Raw genomic sequence first — 19,497 nt, 5'->3', positions numbered from 1 at the left:
AGCTAATAGAGTTCCGCGGGCTGCGGTGCAAGCGACGACCGGCACCCGCTTTCCTGTCCCCGGGCCCGGTTCGGGGCGCGGGGCTAGCGCAGGCCTTCGTAGACCATCAGGCCGCGGGCGATCGCGAGCTTGCGCAGGGCCCGTGGCACAAACCGTTCCTGGGGATGCAGGTAACGCCACGAGGTCAGCACCAGGTCGCGCAGCCGGGTGACGTCGTCCTCGAACGGGGCGAGCAGACCGGTCAGGCTCGCCGGCGTATGGACGCGGGCGGTGAAGGGGAGCAGCAGCAACTCAAGATGCGCCTTGGACCCGGTCTCGGTCGTGGCGGTGACGCCGGCGATGGCCGGCAGGGTCTCTTCGACGACGCAGGTGATGATGTCTTCGATCTCGCCGCGGCTCTCACCCGTGAACAGGGCGGAAAAACTGCGGTTCTTGAGGTCGCAGCCGAGCAGGGCGGAGGTGCGGGTGCCGGCGACGCGGAACGGAAAGCGGGTTTCGCCGTCATAGGCCAGCACGAAGATGTCGGACAGCAGCTCGCGCACCGCGGACGGCTCAAACTCACTCCGGTCAGGTGCACGTGCGGTGCCGCGCTTCGCATTCCAATAAGCGAAGTACTCGCGGCTGGAGCTGTGTTTCATCTAAAGAACCTTGCCCGGCGCCTGTCTCGGCGGGACACATCTGTCCCGGTTTTGCTCAGGCGCCTTCCCTTCTCTGTTGTGCAGGGAAGGCTGTGCAGCGTCCATGCCGCGGCCGCGCTTTGGGCGGCTTATCGGCAGCTTTGTGTTGTTAACGTAAATTTAACTATGTCCTTGGCGCCCGTGGAACCTCCGCGTAGGGTCCGCGCGTTCCCGTTCGCCGGCTGCCCCAAGCGCCGGCGTGGTTGGTACACAGGTGGCGTCAAACAGTATGGTCATCGTGCGGGGAGGGGTGGGGATGTTTTCCCGATCCCTCTGGGACACGAGAAGATCAGCCGATCAGGGAGGACGTTCTCAGCGTCCTCCCTTTTCTTTTGGCCAGAGTATCGTGTCCCGGACGCAGTGCAGCGCGAAGCGGTGCGCTGCAGAGCCGGGACCCATGCCAGACCCCACTCAAGAACTAAGCTGGTCAGACAGATCTCGCCAATCTGGATTGAGCCCCTCAATCAGCTTGATCTTCCAGGCACGACGCCATCGTTTGAGGGCGTGTTCACGCGAGCGCGCCTCCAGAACGGATTCGAATACCTCGAAGTAGACCAGCTGATCGATTGTATTGTCGCGTGAAGCCCGGGACGAGCTTCGCCTCGTGCTCAGCGATTCGGCGCGCAAGATTGTTTGTAACGCCTACATAGAGGGTCCCATTTCGCCCGCTCGCGAGGATGTAAACGAAGAATTGCGTGCTCATCCTCGACCAAATGGATACGGAAAGCGTTCGAAGTCTTGCAAGTTTAGGCAGCATAGCCAATTTCCGTGGGTCCCGGCTCAGCGTCGCAACACTACGTGCTGCGACGCGTCCGGGACACGAGAGGTGTCCGATTTCGGGATTGTGCACTTGCACAGTGGTGTCAAAGCCGCCTATCTCTGATTCACCGCCGCATGCGAGGTCGCCGACCCCTTGGACTCCCATCCCGAATCCCCGCTCGCGCCGCCGCCGGAGGCGCCGCGCGAGCCGATCCTGACGTTGCCGCCGGCGCTCACCGCCTACATCCTCCTGATCGCGGTGATCCATCTGCGGGTGCTGCTGCCGCCGGAGATGGAAAACTGGACCATCGACGTCTTCGGCTTCATCCCGAAGCGCTACGATTCGACGCTGCTCGACATCACCTTCCCGGGCGGGGACGGCGCCAAGGTCTGGACCTTCGTCACCTATTCGCTGCTGCACGCCAACCTCACCCACATCGCCTTCAACGTGCTGTGGCTGCTGCCGTTCGGCAGCGCGCTGGCGCGGCGCTTCGGCGCGGTGCGCTTCTTCGTCTTCATGGCGGTGACGGCGGCCGCGGGCGCGCTCGCGCATCTGCTGACCCATGAGCACGCGATCGCGCCGATGATCGGCGCATCGGCGTCGGTGTCGGGCACGATGGCGGCGGCGATCCGCTTTGCCTTCGTGAAGGGTAGCTTCCTGTCGTTCAACCGGGGCGACGCCGAGGCGGCCGCCAAGGTGCCTGCGCTGTCGCTGTGGCGGGCGCTGCGCAACGGACGGGTGCTCGCGTTCCTGGCGATCTGGTTCGGCGTCAACATCCTGTTCGGCGCCACCTCGCTTTCGCTCGGCGGTGAGGGCGCGAGCGTCGCCTGGCAGGCCCATATCGGCGGCTTCCTCGCCGGGCTGTTGCTGTTCTCGCTGTTCGATCCGGTCCCGCGCGCGCGGGACGATGCTGCAGATGCGTCGTCGGTGGATCAGTCGGGGCGCGTCTGATCGCCGCTTGCGGCTCGGATCGAATTCCTCCATCATCTTTGCGACGCAGAAACAAAGCGGGCCGACAGATGGAGCCCTGCTACTGACCGCGCCCCGGAACCGAAATCGGCGCGGAACTGTTGATTGAAGACTCTGGCGAACAGGCGCGACCTCCTCAAAGGGGCGCCGACGGATTCAGGGAGACGACAATGACGGTACGTTCCATTCTCGATGCAAAGGGCCATCAGGTGATGAGCGTCGCGCCAGGCGCGAAGCTCTCGGCCGCGGTCAAGCTGCTCGGCGAGCGCAAGATCGGTGCGGTGCTGGTGATTGAGCAGGGCCGCATGGAGGGTATCCTGTCGGAGCGCGACATCGTTCGCGTGATCAGCGAGCGCGGCGCAGGCGCACTGGACGAGCCGGTGAGCGCGGTGATGACCAGGAAGGTCGTGAGCTGCCGCGAGTCCGACACTGTCAGCGGCCTCATGGAGGTGATGACCACCGGCAAGTTCCGCCATCTCCCTGTTGTCGAGGACGGCAAGGTGGTCGGGCTGATCTCGATCGGTGACGTCGTCAAGCGCCGCGTGCAGGAATACGAGCACGAGCAGGAGGCGCTGCGCGACTACATCAAGACCGCCTGAGCGCTATTTCCCTGACGTGCCGGCGCCGGTCGACGGCGGCGCCAGGATCTCGATCGCTTCCTCGATCGCGCCGATGGCGCGCTCGGCCGCGCGGATGCCATGCGCGATCAGGTCGTCGGCGCGGTGGAAGTCGAACCAGCCGATCTGGCCGACCCGCGGCGAGATCAGCATGTCGGGCGGATCGCCGGCGAGGCGTGCGCGGGTGATACGGTCCTGCATGATGTTGAAGGCGTCGACCATGACGCTGGAGATCCCGGGACGGCTGGCGCTGCCGAAAAACTCCCGTTTCACAGTGCGTTCGGCCGAGAAGAAGCGGCCGAAGCGCCGCTTCGGCGGCTCCGGTTCGATTTCTGCCTCGGCGGTCACCGCGACCGTCACTTCGGGGGCTGGGGCGGTCGCGCCGTGATTGTAGATCGTGGTCGAGTGCGCGAACACGTCGCTGGAAAGGTTCGCCGCGATCACGATCTCGGCGCCGAGCGCACGGGCGGCCGAGACCGGCACCGGGTTGACCAGCGCGCCGTCGACCAGCCAGCGGTCGCCGATCAGGACCGGTGCGAAGATGCCGGGCAGGGCGTAGGAGGCGCGCATGGCGTCGACCAGGGGCCCCTGGGTCAGCCAGATCTCGTGGCCGGTCCGCACCTCGGTGGCAACGCTTGCGAACTTGACCGCGAGGTCCTCGATCATGGATTTTCCGAGGGCGCCCTCGATCTCGGCGGCCAGTTTGGCGCCGCCGATCAGTCCGGAGCCGTTGAGGCGGATGTCGAGGTAGCCGAGCACGCTGCGCGGCTGCAGGCTGCGAGCCCATTTCTCCAAAGTATCAATATGGCCGGCCGCATAGGCGCCACCGACCACCGAGCCGATCGAGGTGCCGACCACGACGTTGGGGACGATGCCGTGGGCCAGCAGGGTCTTGATGATGCCGATATGGGCAAAGCCGCGAGCGGCGCCGCCGCCGAGCGCAAGCCCGATCACCGGCCGGCGAACCGTTCCCAGTCCTACCTTGTCGGGGCCGTCGGAGCTCTTGTGGCCTCGGCCCATCCAGCTATCCAACACGACAAATCTCCTGCCAGCGCAAGACTAGGCCGCGCAGCAGGGCTGCGCCAGCGTCGTCCATCTTCATGGTTATTCCCCGCAGGCATAATTCATGCCCGGCCCGATCGCGGTAGGCAGGGATTGTGACTGGACCGCGACCTTACGGCTAACATCGGCTTGATCGGCCGGTTCCAAATGGGGGACGGCGGCCCCAGGACTGTGACAAAGCCTTGGACGCCCCTTGGACGAAGGCTTGAATTTGCCGCGTTTTCGTTGAAAAGCATGGTGATGACTTCGAGGGGCAACGGCATCGGCGGATGCGGGCGGGGCGCGCGGCTCCTTCCGCTGCTGGCGCTTGCGGCATTTTTGCTCGCCCTGATCCCTGCTTCCGTCTCGGCGCAATTCTTCAGCGACCGGCCGCCGCCGATCCCGCCGGCCTCGGTGCCCGAGGTGGCGCCGTCCGGCCCGGCGCTGAATCTGGCGCCGCCGTCCGGGCCCGGTTCGGGGCCCGTTCTGCCCGGTCCGCTGACCCAGCCGACCATCGTCCAGCCGTCGATTGCGACCACGCCGCCGGCGGCGCCGCCTCCGACCGGCGCCGCGCCGACTGCGGGGCAGGCGGTGCTCTCGTTGACGGCGCGCTACGGCAAGGACCTGCCGGTGATCAACGCCGGGCTGGTGTGGCGGGTGTTCGCCGACAAGCCCGACGACAACGGCACCTACAAGCTGATCCGCGAGGAACGGGGGGCGACGCCCAACCTCGTGCTGCCGCCCGGCAATTACGTCGTCCATGTCGCGCTCGGCCTCGTCAGCGCGGTGCGCGCGGTCAGCCTGAAGTCGGAGACCGACCGCGAGTCCTTCGTGCTGCCGGCCGGGGGCCTGCGGATCGAAGGCCGGGTCGGCACCAGCAAGATCCCGGCCAACCAGATTTCGTTCGCGATCTACAAGGGCAGCCAGTTCGACGGCTCGGATCGCGGTGCGCTGGTGCCCAACGTCGCCGCCGGCGACGTCGCGCTGCTGCCCGAGGGCACCTACTACATCATCTCCAACTATGGTGACGCCAACTCGGTGGTGCGTTCCGACATCCGCGTCGCGGCCGGCAAGCTGACCGATGTCACCGTCACCCATCGCGCGGCCGTCATCACGCTCAAGCTGGTCAGCGAGAAGGGCGGCGAGGCGCTCGCCAACACCGCGTGGTCGGTGATCACGCCGGGCGGCGACGTGATCAAGGAATCGATCGGCGCGTTCCCGCGTGTCGTGCTGTCCGAAGGCGAGTATCGCGCGATCGCCAAGAACGAGGGCAAGGTGTTCGAGCGTCCCTTCAACGTCGTCAACGGCGTCGATGGCGAAGTCGAGGTCGTGGCGCGTTGACGCCTGACAGGGCTGCATTTCATGCAGCTGTCATAGTCTCTAATCCGAGCTAACCATCGCGCGAATTTGAGCCGTCACAATCGCTCGCCGCGACGCGCGGCCTCGCTATCTTTACATGACGTTAAGCCGCGGCATGACTTGGATGCCATGGGGATTTGCGTTTGCGTGAACCGGGCGTGCCATGATCATGGCCAACAAGAAATCAGTAAAGACATCGGCCAAACTCAATTCGGAGATGTTCGCCGACGTTCCGGTTCTGCAGCGCAAGTGGCAGGCCGCGGTCCGTCCCGGTGAGAAGCTGCCGCACTATGAAGACGTCATGCTCGGCAGCCTCGGCCGGCTCGCGGATCACATCGTGCTGCTGCGCAACGTTGACGGCGTGCTCAGCGTGTCTCACACCGGCCGCTACGTCCAGACCTGGCTGAACGATGAGCGCTGGGACATTCCGCTCAGCGCGCTGCCGCCGGATTGCGCGACCGCGTTGACCGAAGCCGCTGCAAACGCGCGCGAGAACTGCAGGCCCTATCTCGCGTCGGCGCATTGCGTGCGCGACGGTCTGGTGCGGACCTTTGACGTGCTGGCGCTGCCGACGCGGTCGCGCTGGGGCGGCATCCTGGTCGGCGTCTATGTCAACGAGCGTAATGCGCAGTACAATCTTCTCGATACGATCTTCTCGGCCACCGACGAGGGCGTGCTGTCGCTTGCCGCCATCCGCGATGCGCGGGGCGAAGCGGCCGACTTCCAGATCGTGCATCTCAACCAGGGCGCGGCAAGGCTGCTGATGCAGCCCGCGACCGACTTGCTGTGGCGCCGGCTCAGCGCCGGCGGCAATCCGCTTGCGGCGCCATTGGTGATGAACCGTCTGCGTCGATTCGTCGGAAGCGGTCCCGGCGGCCAGTTCGAGATCGACAACGGCGATCGCTGTCTGCGGCTCGGCGTCACAGCGTTCGGCGACATGCTGTCGCTGACGGTCTCCGACGTCACCGCGTTGAAGCGGCGCGAAGAGTCGTTCCGTTTGCTGTTCGAGAACAACCCGATGCCGATGTGGGTGTTCGCCGCCGACACGATGGAATTCCTCAGCGTCAACGACGCTGCCGTTCAGCACTATGGCTACAGCCGCGACCGATTTCTCGGCATGACGCTGCGCGAGATCTGGCCGGAAGATGAGTGGAGCGTGCACAGCGCCGCGCTGCGCGAGATCGGCGACGTCTATCAATCGAGCCGCGACTGGCGGCATATCAGGGCCGACGGTACCGAGATCCACGTGTTGACCTTCGGACGCAAGGTGACCTTCGAGGGCCGCGACGGCTATCTGGTCGCGGTGGTCGACATCACCGAGCGCCGGGCCGCCGAAGCGCGGATCGCGCACATGGCTCACCATGACGGGCTCACCAATTTGCCGAACCGCGACTTCTACCAGGAGCGGTTGCGCGAGGCGCTGGAGCGCGGCCGGCCCAGTAGCAAGCGCGTTGCGGTGATGTGCCTCGATCTCGACCTGTTCAAGAACGTCAACGATTCCTTCGGGCATCCGATGGGCGACAGGCTGCTCAAGCTGGTGGCGGAGCGGCTGCGCGAGGTGGTCCGCGACGACAATGTGGCGGCCCGTCTTGGCGGCGACGAGTTCGCGGTCGTGCTTGCCGCCGACGTGTCGCCGAACGAGGCGAGCGGCTTTGCCGAACGGCTGATCGACGTGCTGAGTGCGCCCTACAGGATCGACGGGCTCGAGGTCGTGGTCGGCGCCAGCATCGGGATCGCGCTGTCGCCAGGCGACGGTACGACTTCCGAAGAGTTGATGCGCAATGCCGACATGGCGTTGTACCGCGCCAAGTCCGAGGGCGGCGGCGTGCACCATTTCTTCGAACCCGAGATGGACCAGCAGGCGCAGAAGCGCCGCGACATGGAGCGCGATTTGCGCGCGGCCTTCAGCAACGGCGAGTTCGAGCTGCACTACCAGCCGCTGGTCGACATCGCGGCCGACCGCATCTCTGGCTTCGAGTCGCTGCTGCGCTGGCAGCACCCGCAAAAGGGCATGGTCTCGCCCGCGGAGTTCATCCCGGTTGCGGAAGACATCGGCCTGATCGTCGCGCTCGGCGAATGGGTGCTGCGCGAAGCCTGCGCCGAGGCGATGAAGTGGCCCGCCGACGTCAAGGTCGCGGTCAATCTGTCGCCGGTGCAGTTTCGCAGCCGCCATCTGGTCCAGGCCGTGATCTCGGCGCTAGCGCATTCCGGCCTGCCGGCGCGGCGGCTCGAGCTCGAGATCACCGAGTCGGTGTTTCTGGCGGAGACCGAAGCCAACCTGGCGATCCTGCACCAGCTGCGCGAGCTCGGCGTCAGCATCTCGATGGACGATTTCGGCACCGGCTATTCCAGCCTCAGCTATCTGCGCAGCTTCCCGTTCGACAAGATCAAGATCGACCGCTCCTTCGTGAAGGATCTGGCGCGGCGCTCCGACTGCCTCGCCATCGTGCGCGCGATCTCCGGCCTCGGCCGCAGCCTCAAGATCACGACGACGGCGGAAGGGGTCGAGACAACGGACCAGCTCGACTGGCTGCGCGCCGAAGGCTGCAACGAGGTGCAGGGTTTCCTGTTCAGCGCGGCGAGGCCGGCGGGCGAGATCGCGGCGCTGCTGAGCGGCTTTGCGGCACGCGCGTCGAAGGCGGCGTGAGCCTCCACGCGTCATGGCCGGGCTTGACCCGGCCATCCATCGTTCTTCAGAAGAGTCTTTCGGTGATGGATTGCCGGGTCAAGCCCGGCAATGACAGGTCTACGGTTTCAAAACCGCGTCACGATATCCGACAGCGCCGGGCGCGGGCGATCCTCGCTCGGTTTGGTCGGCGTGCCGATGTGGATCAGGCCGGCGAGCTTCTCATCCGGCTTCAGGCCGAGACCGTCGAGCACGTCGCGGTCGAAGGCAAACCAGCCGGTCAGCCAGCAGGCGCCGTAGCCGAGCGCGGTCGCCGCCGTGACGATGTTCATGGCGCTCGCGCCCGCCGACAATTCCTGCTCCCACGGCGGCACCTTCGGGTGCGGCTTGGTGAAGGAGACCACGCCGATTACCAGCGGCGCGTCGGTCAGGCGCTTCTTCTCGACCTCGATGTCGGCGGCCGGTGCGCCGGGATTCTTGCGGGCGAACACCTTTGCGATCACGTCGCCGGCGCGCGAGCGGGCGTCGCCCTCGAACACGATGAAGCGCCACGGCGCAAGCTTGCCGTGGTCCGGCACGCGCGCGCCGATCGTCAAAATGGTCTCGAGCTCGGTCGCGGACGGGCCGGGCCCGGTCATCTCGCGAGGTTTCATCGAGCGGCGTGTCTTCAACAGTTCAATGGCATCGGGCACGGAAATGTCCTTCAGGGGGAGTCGTGCCCCCAAGATGGGGGCACGAGCTGTCAGACGAAAGCCAGTTTAGACCGATTGTGAAGATCAGGCGACGGTTCGCATCCGTTTCACGTCCGGCGGCGTCGCTTCGTCGACCAGCGCGGCGATCGCCTCGTCGGTCGGCATCACGGTCTGGCGCTCGCTGCCGAGGCGGCGGACCGAGACCGAATGCGTCTCGGCTTCCTTCTTGCCGACCACGAGCAGGGCCGGGATCTTGGCCAGCGAATGCTCGCGGACCTTGTAGTTGATCTTCTCGTTGCGCAGGTCGATCTCGACCCGCAGGCCGGCGCGGCGCGCCGCTGCCGCCACCACCTTGGCGTATTCGTCGCCTTCGGAGGTGATGGTCGTGACCACAAGCTGCGTCGGCGCCAGCCAGAGCGGGAAGTTGCCGGCATAGTGCTCGATCAGGATGCCGATGAAGCGTTCCATCGAACCGCAGATCGCGCGGTGCACCATCACCGGCGCCTTCTTCGAGCCGTCGTGATCGATGTAGAACGCGCCGAACCGCTCCGGCAGGTTGAAATCGACCTGGGTCGTACCGCACTGCCAGTCGCGGCCGATGGCGTCGCGCAGCACGTACTCGAACTTCGGCCCGTAAAACGCGCCTTCGCCCGGATTGATCTCGGTCCGGATCCGGTTGCTGCCCTTGGCCTTGATCTCCGACAGCACGGTCGCCATCACGCGCTCGGCGTGATCCCACATCTCGTCGGTGCCGACCCGCTTCTCCGGCCGGGTCGAGAGTTTCACCGTGAGTTCGCCGTCGAAGCCGAAATCGGCGTAGGTCGAGAGGATCAGGTCGTTGATCTTGAGGCACTCCTCGGCGAGCTGCTGCTCGGTGCAGAACACATGGGCGTCGTCCTGGGTGAAGCCGCGCACCCGCATCAGGCCGTGCATCGCGCCCGACGGCTCGTAGCGATGCACCACGCCGAACTCGGCAAGCCGCAGCGGCAGGTCGCGATAGCTCTTCAGCCCGTGCTTGAATATCTGCACATGGCCCGGGCAGTTCATCGGCTTCAGCGCGAACCAGCGCTTGTCCTCGGCCTCGTCGCCGGCGGATTGCGCCGCGAACATGTTCTCGCGGTACCAGTCCCAGTGGCCAGACGTTTCCCACAGCGCCTTGTCGAGGATCTGCGGGGCGTTGACCTCGTTGTAGTCGCCGAGCAGCCGGCGCCGCATATAGGCGATCAGCTGCTGGAAGATGGTCCAGCCCTTCGGGTGCCAGAACACCACGCCGGGGCCTTCCTCCTGGAAGTGGAACAGGTCGAGCTCGCGGCCGAGCTTGCGATGGTCGCGCTTCTCGGCTTCCTCGATCTGCTTGAGGTAAGCGTCGAGGTCTTCCTGCTTGGCGAAGGCCGTGCCGTAGATGCGGGTCAGCATCGGATTGTTGGAATCGCCGCGCCAATAGGCGCCGGCCACCTTCATCAGCTTGAAGGCGTTGCCGATCTTGCCGGTCGAGGTCATGTGCGGGCCGCGGCAGAGATCGAACCAGTCGCCCTGGAAATAGATCTTGATCGGCTCGCTGCCGGGAATGGCGTCGACCAGCTCGACCTTGAAGGCCTCGCCCTTGTCGCGGAACACCTGCTTGGTCTTCTCGCGATCCCAGACTTCCTTGGTGAACGGCTTGTCGCGCGCGATGATCTCGCGCATCCGCTTCTCGATGGCGGCAAAATCTTCCGGCGTGAACGGCTCGTTGCGGAAGAAGTCGTAGTAGAAGCCGTTCTCGATCACCGGGCCGATCGTGACCTGGGTGCCCGGCCACAGCGACTGCACGGCTTCGGCAAGCACATGCGCGGCATCGTGCCGGATCAGTTCCAGCGCGCGCGGGTCGTCGCGGTTGACCAGTTCGATCCTGGCGTCGGTTTCGATCGGATCGTTGAGATCGGCAAGCGTGCCGTCGAGCGCCATCGCGACGGTGCGCTTGGCGAGTGAGGGCGAGATGCCCCTGGCGATGTCGAGGCCGGTGGTGCCTCTGGCGAATTCGCGGGTCGCCCCGTCTGGAAAGGTGAGGGCGATCTTGTGCAAGGGTTCTGCGGGCTTGAGGTTGGAGAGGCTGTACTGGAATCCGGATTCGGATTTGGGCGTATCAGTCATCGAAGGCTCCTGGAGCTCACTCCTGCGAACGAGCGCAGGTAAGCGGGAAAGCAGCGGTATAGCAGGGGATTTGGCGCCTGCAATCCGGCAATATCAAGAAAATGGGCCTCTGGCCGCACCGAATCGAGCGAAGCTCGCCTGCACCGGATGCCGCCCAACATTGCGACCGCGGCCATCATCGTCTAACGTCGAAAGTCCGTTTTCCGCCATCGCGCGATCCGCAAGGTTCATGTTTTCCCGTCTCCTGTTTTTCGTGGCGTTGCTTCTGATCCCCAGCGTTTTGCGGGCGGAAGAAACACCGGTCGAAAAGGCCGGATTTGCGAAACGGCTGACGATCTATCTTGCCAGGGGACCGGCAAACGCCTGCGGTGCCGGCTGCGATCGCTGGATCGCCATCGAAGGCGAGATCGATCGGGACGCCGCGGCGCGGATCCGCCGTTTCCTCGCCGGCGTCAAGGATACGCAGCTTCCGATCTACCTTCATTCGCCGGGCGGCAACGTCGAGCAGTCCTACGCGATCGCGCGGCTGCTGCGCGCCCGCAAGGCGGTTGCCCGGGTCGGCCGCACCAGCGTGCCGGCATGTTCCACCGGCACGCAGGTCGATGCCGCTTGCCTGAAGATCAAGAGTGCGAAGGGGGAGGTCGAGGCCGAGCTCGCCACGCGCAACGCGATGTGCGTTTCGGCCTGCGCCTATCTGTTCCTCGGCGCGACCAGCCGCGAAGTGGCGCCCGATTCGGTGGTCGCGGTGCATAACTCCAAGCTGATGTTCGTGGTTCACGGGCATCCGCCGCCGCAGGTCGTTGCGGACTTCAGGAGGCGCGAGATGGTGAGCGCCGATCGCGACCGCAATGCATTCCTCGCCGCGATGGGGATCAGCCGTGAGCTCAGCGAGCTGATCCGGACCGTGAAATACGAGAACCTGCATGTGCTGACGCGGCCGGAACTCTATCGATTTGGCATCGATACGCGGCCGTTGCCGGAAACCCTGTGGGCGGTGGAGAAGGAAACACGGCCCTATGTCCGCAAGATCGCCCAGCAGAAGAAGGCCGACGGCAGCGCGTTCCGCATGATGGAGTGGCGCCTGCTTTGCGAGAACAAGGACCGCGGGCGGCTGATGTTCGTGCGCGAGTTCGACGAGGGCGCCGCCGGCAAGAGCACGGTAGTGATGACGGCCGGCGCCGACAAGACTGTCGCCTTCGGCAGATTGCCGGCACGGTTCGGCAAATACGAGGTCTGGAGCGACGCGGTGAGCTCGGACACCGTCAAGGCGATGCTGGCGGCGCCGCATCTGCAGGTCGGCGAGAGCACACCGTCCTCCGATGCCAAATCCGATCCCAAGTCCGACGCCAAGTCTGACCCCAAGCCCGGCTTGTTGACATTCGACATCGACACCACCGGGCTGGAGCAGGGATGGACGCAGCTGTTGGCGTCGTGCCCGGCTGCCACTGCCGGCCCGAAGCCTGCGAGCCCGTTCCCGGCCGTTGTGTCGCCGAGCGTCAACGCCGCGCGCGCGGCATCGCCGTCGCCGTGAGCGCAAGGGGGAGTGCAAGGCGCGCGATCGACCACGTGTCATATCGGTCAAGTGCCATGCATTTAGATGCAGTTGCATTGATTTTTGGGTCTGCTATCAACGCGGCGTGAAACGCTTCGCTCCCACGGCATTGATGCTCGGCAACATCGTCACCGGCTGCTCGGTGCTGGCGCCGGCAGGCATGCTGGCGGAACTGTCCGGCGGGCTCGGCGTCACGATCCACACCGCGGGTCTTCTGATCACCTTCGGCGCGATCGTGCTGTGCGTGGGATCGCCGGTGACGGCGTGGCTGACCAGCCGGATCGAACGGCGCGCGCTGCTGACGGCGACGCTTCTGGTGCTGACGCTGACCAATGCGGCATCCGCCTTCGCACCGGATTACAACAGTCTCCTGATCATCCGCATGGTGATGCTCGCAGTCGGCGTGCTCTACACGCCGCAGGCGGCCGGCACCGCGGCGTTGATCGTGCCGGTGGAGAAGCGCGGCAGCACGATCGCCTATGTCTTCCTCGGCTGGTCGCTTGCGGCTGCGATCGGGCTGCCGTTGATTGCCTTCATCGCAAGCCGTTACGGCTTTCGCGCGACCTACGGCGCGATCGCGCTGACCGGGCTCGCAAGCTCTTTGCTGCTGTGGTGGCGGCTGCCTGGCGGATTGCATGGCGCGCCGGTCGACTTGAGGACCTGGGCCGACCTCGCCCGCAACCCGACCGTCATCCTGCTGCTTTCGATCACGACGCTGCAGATGTCCGGCCAGTTCGTGGTGTTCACCTTCATGGGGCCGCTGCTCGCCAAGCTGACCGGCGCCAATGCCGACGCCATCGGCATCGTGTTCGCGCTCTACGGCATCTTCGGCTTCGTCGGCATCGCGATCGCGACGCGCATCGTGGATTCCTGGGGCGCCTGGAAGACCTCGGTGCTGTTCACCTTCCTGCTGCTCACCGGCGTGGCCGGCTGGGCGCTGAGCGCCGGCGCCTATGCATTGATGGCCGCCTCGGTTGCGGTGTGGGGCCTCGGCTTCGCGTCGACCAATTCGATGCAGCAGGTGCGCCTGGTCGGTGCGGCGCCGGCGCTCGCCGCGGCGTCGGTCTCGCTCAATACCTCGGTGCTGTATATCGGCCAGGCCATCGGCTCCGCGATCGGCGGATTGCTGTTCGCGCGCGAATGGCTCCTCAGTGCGGGCTATGTGGCCACGGCGTTCGTCGCGGCGGCGCTTGCCGTTGTGCTCATCACGCGGCCGCGGTCGGCCGCGCGCGCTGCCGCCGAGTGAGCTTCCCTTTTGACGCGGCGCTGAGGTTGTTCGCGGGGAGTGCAGTTCGTTGCTCGACCGGCCTCTGCAGCGACTTCCGGTTTTGCTGCAGACCGGAGGCCGACGCCTCGTCGATCACCACTTCACGCTTTGGCTCGGCACGATGAACGCCGTCGTGCTCGGCTTGTTCGGATTGTGGGTGAAGTAGCCGTAGGCGGCGACGATCACGACCAGCAACGCAAGCACGGCCAGCAAATCTATCTGGCGGGGATCGTGACCGTTGTCGCTGATTTAGGGGGCAACGAAACAATGCGCCAAGTATCGCCACAGTTCCGCCGGAACAGCTATGCGTGCCGGGTTTAGGAGCGCCGCAGCAACTCCTCAATTCTCGTTGACGCCCGTCAACCCTCGTTGACGCCGCGCCAGCGGCCATAGCGCCATGGCAGATACCAGTGTGCCCCGGGGGGCCTCGTCTGCGGGACATTGTCGATCCCGGAGGTGCCCCAGGGCTGGCAGCGCAGCAGTCTTGCCAGCGTCATCCACCCGCCACCCCACAATCCGAAGCGTTCGATCGCTTCATCGCCATAGACCGAGCAGGTCGGCAGATGCCGGCAGTTGTAGCCGACCAGCGGCGACAGCGTGTGCCGGTAGATCCAGATCAAGGCGCGTCCGAAATTGCGCGGCAGGCGGCGCATGGAGGTGGCACAGTCCATGCATCGCGGATGGTGTGACGTTGAATGATCTGTCTGCGGCATACGCAAGTATGTACGTAGTCTTGCGGGGGTTCCAAGCCAAGGAACTGTTCTGCTGCAGATATTTACGCCACAGTTCGCAATTATCGCACAGCGCGGGTCGCGCTGCAGCAAAGGGCTCTATGGACGGTCCGGGTCAGCAACGCTACCGTTCTCATAACGCGCCGATGACAGAATCGCGGCGCATTGCCATGGGGCCATTGCCGCCGCTCGCGTCACCAAGGGCTTGGGGGAAGGAACCAAATTGAGGCTCGTGAACTCGCTTTCGTCGCGCAGTCGGGCGCTTATCGGCGCCGTTGCCCTTTGCTTCGCAGCTACCGGTTCCGTGACGACGCCGGGTCATTCGGCGCAGGCTGGCTCGACCCTCGAAGAACGCAAGCTGCCGATGAAGTTCAGCTGGATCGCATGCCAGCCGAATTGCCGGGGCTGGGTGTCGGCGGTCGGCATCATCACGGCCGACAGCCCCAAGGATTTCGACGAGTTCGCGCGCGGGCGCCAGCTCAGCGGCGCCACCATCGTGCTCGACTCCAGCGGCGGCTCGGTCAACGACGCGATCGCGCTCGGCCGCCGCTTCCGCGGTCTCGGCGCGCTGACCACGGTCGGCACCAGCATCGTCGATCAGGCGGCGGCGGGCGACCGCGCGAGCGTGCTGCCGGATGCCTATTGCGAATCGATGTGCGTGTTCCTGCTGCTGTCGGGCAAGACGCGTTACGTTCCGCCGGCCGCCCATGTCCGCGTGCATCAGATCTGGATGGGCGACCGCGCCGACGATGCCAAGGCCGCGAGCTACACCGCTCAGGACCTGATGATCGTCGAGCGCGATATCGGCCGCCTTGCCAAGTACACCTTCGACATGGGCGGCGCCGGTGAGCTGCTGTCGCTCGCGCTCAGCGTGCCGCCGTGGGAAGACCTGCATGAATTGTCGGCGGCCGAATTGCGGCTGACCAATCTCGTCACCACGGATGCGGTCGCCGACGTGCTGCCGCGGCAGGACAGTGCAATTCCTGTCGCCGAAGCGAAGCCGAAGAACGCCGATCGCTTCGTGAGCAGCGCGATGGAAGGTGAGGCGCAGCCGCAGGTCGCGAAGGCGACCAAGACCGCCGAGGCCGTGGTTCCGACCGGCGGCACCGCAGCGCCGGCGCCGGTCCAGCCGTCGCAGTAAGGTTTAGGCTGGCAGCAAGGTCTACGCCGGCTGTTTTGTCTTGGCCTCGATCTGGCCGATCGCATCGACCACGGCATCGAAGGTCAGGAGCGTCGAGGCGTGGCGGGCCTTGTAGTCGCGCACCGGCTCGAGCAGCGCGATATCGGCCCATTTGCCGCCCTGCGGGGGCTGGCCGTTTTCCTTCAGCATCTTGCGGACCGTCTCGCGCAATTCGCGCAGCTCGTCCGCGGTCGAGCCCACCACATGGCTTGCCATGATCGAGGAGGAGGCCTGGCCGAGCGCGCAGGCCTTCACGTCATGGGCGAAGTCCGTCACCACCGGGCCGTCCATCTTGAGGTCGACCTTGACGGTCGAACCGCACAATTTGGAGTGGGCGGTGGCGCTGGCGTCCGGCTCGGCCAGCCGTCCGAGGCGCGGAATATTGCCGGCCAACTCGATGATCCGCTTGTTGTAAATGTCGTTCAGCATGGGGACAGATGCCTGGTTCCGGCGGCGCCGGGCGCTCTTGGCGGCTGGGTTTCACCGTCCTATATATGGACGGCAGCGCCGGAAACATAGCCCGGCAATGCAGCGACCGCGGCACAGCTGCGCCGCGGCGGTGCTATAACAATGGGACTCAGGCGCCCGGCGGCTCGACGATCCGCCCCGTCTGCCCGGTGACACATCCGGCCCCGAGGGCAATTGCCAGGGCCGGTCGAACGGAGAAGACATGGACGCCTTGATCAAATCGATCCGCCCCAACAAGCCGACCGACGCCAAAGCCAGCGAGCTCGACCCCGCAGAATTCATGGCGGCGGCCGTCCGTGCCGACCAGCCGCGCCCGTCGCGGGCGGAAGCCGAGGATGCCGTAAAGACGCTGCTCGCTTATATCGGTGAGAACACCGGCCGCGAGGGCCTGCTCGACACGCCGCGCCGCGTCGTCGAGGCCTATGATGAGCTCTATCAGGGCTATCATCAGTGCCCGGCCGAAGTGCTGAACCGCACTTTTGGTGAGACAGCCGGCTACGACGATTTCGTCCTCGTCCGCGACATCGAATTCACCTCGCAGTGCGAGCATCACATGATGCCGTTCTACGGCAGGGCGCATATCGCCTATACGCCGGTGGAGCGCGTCGTGGGCCTCTCCAAGCTTGCGCGGCTGACCGACATCTTCGCCCGCCGCCTGCAGACCCAGGAGCATCTCACCGCCCAGGTCGCGGCTGCGATCGACGAGGTCCTGAAGCCGCGCGGCGTTGCGGTGCTGATCGAGGCGGAGCATACCTGCATGTCGGTGCGCGGCGTCGCCAAGCATGGTGCATCGACCTTCACCAGCCGCTTCACCGGCATGTTCCGCGACAATCCGGCCGAGCAGCAGCGCTTCCTGTCCCTGGTGCGAGGACCGAACCGGTAACCTCGCGTTTTCTTAAGCGAGGTTTTCCGTGTCCGCATCGACCCACGATCACGACCGCGAAGAGGGGCTGGCCTTCCAGCCCAAATTCGACGCGGCAGGTCTCGTGACCTGCGTCGCGACCGATGTCGCGACCGGCGATGTGCTGATGGTCGCGCACATGAACGACGAGGCCCTGCGCAAGACGATCGCGACCGGCGAAGGCTGGTACTTCAGCCGCTCGCGCAATGCGCTGTGGCGCAAGGGCGAGAGCTCGGGCCAGACCCAGCGCGTGCTCGAGATCCGGATGGATTGCGATCAGGACGCGGTGTGGCTTAAGGTCGAGCAGATCGGCGCCGCCTGCCACACCGGACGGCGCTCCTGCTTCTATCGTGCGGTAAGGGGTGAGGACGGCGATGTCAGCCTGTCCTTTGTCGATGCCGAGCGGCTGTTCGATCCGGCGCAGGTCTATCGCAAATAGATCATTGATCTGAATCAAGTACAACGCGCCAAAGTCGTGCACTTCGTGGCCTCCTGTTACGCCATGCGCAAGCCATTGCGCATCGTCGTCACTGGGGGTGAACTGTGGCGCATCGCCTGATACCGCTTGTTGGGTTTATTGCCTGGGCTGTGTGGCCGATCGGTGCGGCGCGAGCGCAAACGGCGGAGCGTGCGCCGGATACGATGGCCGCGCGCGTCCTCGCCTGCGCGCCCTGTCACGGCGCCGAAGGCGAGGGCACCAGCGACGTTTATTTCCCGCGGCTGGCCGGCAAGCCGGCGGGCTATCTCTACAATCAGCTGATCGCGTTCAGGGACGGACGGCGGAAATATCCGCCGATGAACTACCTGCTGGAGTTTCAGACCGACGATTACCTGAAGAAGATCGCCGAGTATTTCGCTTCGCTCAGGCCGGCATTTCCGCCGCCGGTCCCGCCGGTCGACAGCAAGGAGATCCTGGCACGCGGGGAATCGATCGTGAAGAACGGCGATCCGCAGCACGGCATTCCGCCCTGTTCGGCCTGTCATGGTCCGGCGTTGGGCGGGATGGAGCCCGGCATTCCCGGACTGCTGGGCCTGCGCGCGGCCTATATCAGCGGCCAGCTCGGCGGCTGGCGCTACGGCACGCGGACGGCGCTCGCTCCCGATTGTATGCAGATCGTCGCAGGCCTCCTGACCGAGGACGACGTGAAGGCGGTGGCAGCCTACCTGTCGTCGCGGCCGGCACCGGCAGATCCGTCCTTCGCGCCGCGAGGCAGCCTTCCGATGCCGCTCGAATGCGGCAGCGAACCGCACTGAAGGGATCGTGCCGATGTCGCGAACCTCAATAGGACTGCTTGTCGGACTGGTGCTGGCGCTGTCGCCGCTCGCGGCATTGGCGCAGCAGAAGGCGGCCGATCCGGCGGTCATCGCCAAGGGCGAGTATCTTGCGCGTGCCGGCGATTGCATCGCCTGCCATACCGCGCGCGAAGGCAAGACCTTCGCCGGCGGCCTTCCGATGAAGACGCCGTTCGGCACGCTCTACACCTCGAACATCACGCCCGACCCGCAGACCGGGATCGGCACGTGGACGTCCGACCAGTTCTACCAGATGATGCACAATGGCCGCTTCCCCGATGGCGGCCTGGTCTATCCGGCGATGCCGTTCGCCTCCTATACCAAGGTGACGCGCGAGGACACCGACGCGATCTACGCCTATCTGCGCACGGTGCCGCCGGTCAGGCAGCTCAACAAGCCGCATGACTTGACCTTCCCGTTCAACAACCGCTCGCTGATCCTCGGCTGGCGCACGCTGTACTTCAGGGAAGGCGAGTTCAAGGCGGATCCGACCAAATCCGCGGAGTGGAACAGGGGCGCCTATCTGGTCGAGGGCCTTGGCCATTGCGGCATGTGCCACACCGCGATCAATGCGCTCGGCGGCAGCTCGCAGTCGCAGGCCTTCGAAGGCGGCCTGATCCCGATGCAGAACTGGTACGCGCCGTCCTTGACCTCGAACAAGGAGGCCGGGCTTGGTGACTGGTCGCTCGAGGAGATCGTCGATTATCTGCGCAAGGGCGTCTCCGCCAAGGGAGCGGTGTACGGCCCGATGGCCGAGGTCGTCTACAACAGCCTGCAATATCTCAATGACGACGACGTGCGCGCGATGGCGATCTATCTGAAGGGCCTTGCGCAGGGCACATCGCCCGAGAAGGCGTCCACGCCACTGCCGACGGCCGAGAGCAGCCTGCTGCACTCTTTCGGCAAGCAGCTCTATGACCGCGAATGCGCGAGCTGCCATGGCGCGACTGGGCTGGGGATGCCGCCGGATTATCCGCCGCTCGCCGGCAACCAGTCGATCCAGATGGTCTCGGCGGTCAATGCGATCCGCATGGTGCTCAATGGCGGCTATCCGCCGGGCACGTCAGGCAATCCGATGCCCCACGGCATGCCGCCATTCGCGCAGAAGCTGTCGGACGACGAGGTCGCGGCCGTCGTGACCTACATTCGAACGGCCTGGGGCAATCGCGGCGAGCCGGTGTCGGCGCGGCAGGCCAACGAACTGCGTGCGGCAACGCTGAACTAGGGGCGCGAT

Annotated in this window: 17 protein-coding genes and 1 pseudogene; 11 read left to right on the top strand and 7 right to left on the bottom strand. The window is 65.4% G+C overall.

From position 1 onward, the window contains the following. Positions 1-83: 83 nt before the first annotated feature. Together WDM24_RS26190 and WDM24_RS26185 are read right to left on the bottom strand one after the other, a co-directional pair. Entirely contained in the window at positions 84-638 is a 555-nt protein-coding gene (locus WDM24_RS26190) for a PAS domain-containing protein (protein WP_166297674.1), read from the bottom strand. Positions 639-1,088: 450 nt separating this feature from the next. Further along, a pseudogene (locus WDM24_RS26185) lies at positions 1,089-1,380 on the bottom strand (GIY-YIG nuclease family protein). Between the two features lie 210 nt (positions 1,381-1,590). Between WDM24_RS26185 and WDM24_RS26180 the strand changes: the two are divergent. After that, positions 1,591-2,388: a rhomboid family intramembrane serine protease gene (locus WDM24_RS26180; protein WP_166297673.1), complete on the top strand. Its 798-nt coding sequence runs from the start codon at positions 1,591-1,593 to the stop codon at positions 2,386-2,388. Positions 2,389-2,576: 188 nt separating this feature from the next. Then, positions 2,577-3,005 carry a CBS domain-containing protein gene (locus tag WDM24_RS26175; RefSeq protein ID WP_166297671.1) on the top strand — a complete coding sequence of 143 codons (429 nt, stop codon included), beginning with the start codon at positions 2,577-2,579 and terminating at the stop codon, positions 3,003-3,005. 3 nt (positions 3,006-3,008) lie between these two features. Here WDM24_RS26175 and WDM24_RS26170 read toward each other — a convergent pair whose 3' ends face one another. After that, positions 3,009-4,058 carry a patatin-like phospholipase family protein gene (locus WDM24_RS26170; protein ID WP_035976625.1) on the bottom strand — a complete coding sequence of 350 codons (1,050 nt, stop codon included), beginning with the start codon at positions 4,056-4,058 and terminating at the stop codon, positions 3,009-3,011. Positions 4,059-4,325: 267 nt separating this feature from the next. Here WDM24_RS26170 and WDM24_RS26165 point away from each other — a divergent pair, with 267 nt between their 5' ends. Both WDM24_RS26165 and WDM24_RS26160 read left to right on the top strand, forming a co-directional pair. After that, a complete protein-coding gene (locus WDM24_RS26165) occupies positions 4,326-5,405 on the top strand; it encodes a hypothetical protein (RefSeq protein WP_166297667.1) in 1,080 nt (359 codons plus the stop codon). A 181-nt stretch (positions 5,406-5,586) separates the two neighbouring features. Beyond that, positions 5,587-8,070, top strand: coding sequence for a putative bifunctional diguanylate cyclase/phosphodiesterase (locus WDM24_RS26160; protein WP_338827695.1), 2,484 nt, complete (start codon positions 5,587-5,589; stop codon positions 8,068-8,070). A gap of 107 nt (positions 8,071-8,177) precedes the next feature. Here WDM24_RS26160 and WDM24_RS26155 read toward each other — a convergent pair whose 3' ends face one another. Then, complete coding sequence (locus WDM24_RS26155) at positions 8,178-8,741, bottom strand: nitroreductase (RefSeq protein WP_338827693.1); 564 nt, start codon at positions 8,739-8,741, stop codon at positions 8,178-8,180. Between the two features lie 84 nt (positions 8,742-8,825). After that, the gene (thrS, locus tag WDM24_RS26150; protein ID WP_338827692.1) at positions 8,826-10,871 is read right to left on the bottom strand and encodes a threonine--tRNA ligase; all 2,046 of its coding nucleotides are present in this window, start codon (positions 10,869-10,871) and stop codon (positions 8,826-8,828) included. A 229-nt stretch (positions 10,872-11,100) separates the two neighbouring features. Here thrS and WDM24_RS26145 point away from each other — a divergent pair, with 229 nt between their 5' ends. Together WDM24_RS26145 and WDM24_RS26140 are read left to right on the top strand one after the other, a co-directional pair. After that, positions 11,101-12,402, top strand: a complete 1,302-nt coding sequence (locus tag WDM24_RS26145; RefSeq protein WP_338827691.1) for a hypothetical protein — start codon at positions 11,101-11,103, stop codon at positions 12,400-12,402. Between the two features lie 133 nt (positions 12,403-12,535). Then, positions 12,536-13,669, top strand: coding sequence for an MFS transporter (locus WDM24_RS26140; RefSeq protein WP_338832448.1), 1,134 nt, complete (start codon positions 12,536-12,538; stop codon positions 13,667-13,669). 380 nt (positions 13,670-14,049) lie between these two features. On the opposite strand, the gene yidD is transcribed toward WDM24_RS26140, so the two are convergent. Continuing rightward, positions 14,050-14,361 (bottom strand): membrane protein insertion efficiency factor YidD, encoded by a 312-nt coding sequence (yidD, locus tag WDM24_RS26135; protein WP_029080127.1) that lies wholly within the window; start codon positions 14,359-14,361, stop codon positions 14,050-14,052. A gap of 283 nt (positions 14,362-14,644) precedes the next feature. On the opposite strand from yidD, the gene WDM24_RS26130 reads away from it, so the two are divergent. Further along, positions 14,645-15,562: a hypothetical protein gene (locus tag WDM24_RS26130; RefSeq protein WP_175619314.1), complete on the top strand. Its 918-nt coding sequence runs from the start codon at positions 14,645-14,647 to the stop codon at positions 15,560-15,562. 21 nt (positions 15,563-15,583) lie between these two features. On the opposite strand, the gene WDM24_RS26125 is transcribed toward WDM24_RS26130, so the two are convergent. Further along, complete coding sequence (locus WDM24_RS26125; RefSeq protein WP_338827690.1) at positions 15,584-16,030, bottom strand: iron-sulfur cluster assembly scaffold protein; 447 nt, start codon at positions 16,028-16,030, stop codon at positions 15,584-15,586. 241 nt (positions 16,031-16,271) lie between these two features. Here WDM24_RS26125 and folE point away from each other — a divergent pair, with 241 nt between their 5' ends. From folE to WDM24_RS26105, 4 genes are all read left to right on the top strand, one after another. Continuing rightward, positions 16,272-16,952: a GTP cyclohydrolase I FolE gene (gene folE, locus WDM24_RS26120; protein WP_338690270.1), complete on the top strand. Its 681-nt coding sequence runs from the start codon at positions 16,272-16,274 to the stop codon at positions 16,950-16,952. A 28-nt stretch (positions 16,953-16,980) separates the two neighbouring features. Further along, positions 16,981-17,409 carry a phosphoribosyl-AMP cyclohydrolase gene (gene hisI, locus WDM24_RS26115; RefSeq protein ID WP_338827689.1) on the top strand — a complete coding sequence of 143 codons (429 nt, stop codon included), beginning with the start codon at positions 16,981-16,983 and terminating at the stop codon, positions 17,407-17,409. 203 nt (positions 17,410-17,612) lie between these two features. After that, on the top strand, positions 17,613-18,224 hold the full coding sequence (locus WDM24_RS26110) for a cytochrome c4 (protein WP_338827688.1): 612 nt from the start codon (positions 17,613-17,615) through the stop codon (positions 18,222-18,224). Between the two features lie 13 nt (positions 18,225-18,237). Next, positions 18,238-19,488 carry a cytochrome c gene (locus WDM24_RS26105; RefSeq protein ID WP_338827687.1) on the top strand — a complete coding sequence of 417 codons (1,251 nt, stop codon included), beginning with the start codon at positions 18,238-18,240 and terminating at the stop codon, positions 19,486-19,488. Positions 19,489-19,497: the final 9 nt, after the last annotated feature.

Source organism: Bradyrhizobium sp. 27S5, assembly GCF_037217225.1.
Lineage (GTDB): Bacteria > Pseudomonadota > Alphaproteobacteria > Rhizobiales > Xanthobacteraceae > Bradyrhizobium > Bradyrhizobium septentrionale.
The sequence above is the reverse complement of the archived record's forward strand: the minus strand, read 5'-3'. Positions and strand labels throughout refer to the sequence as shown.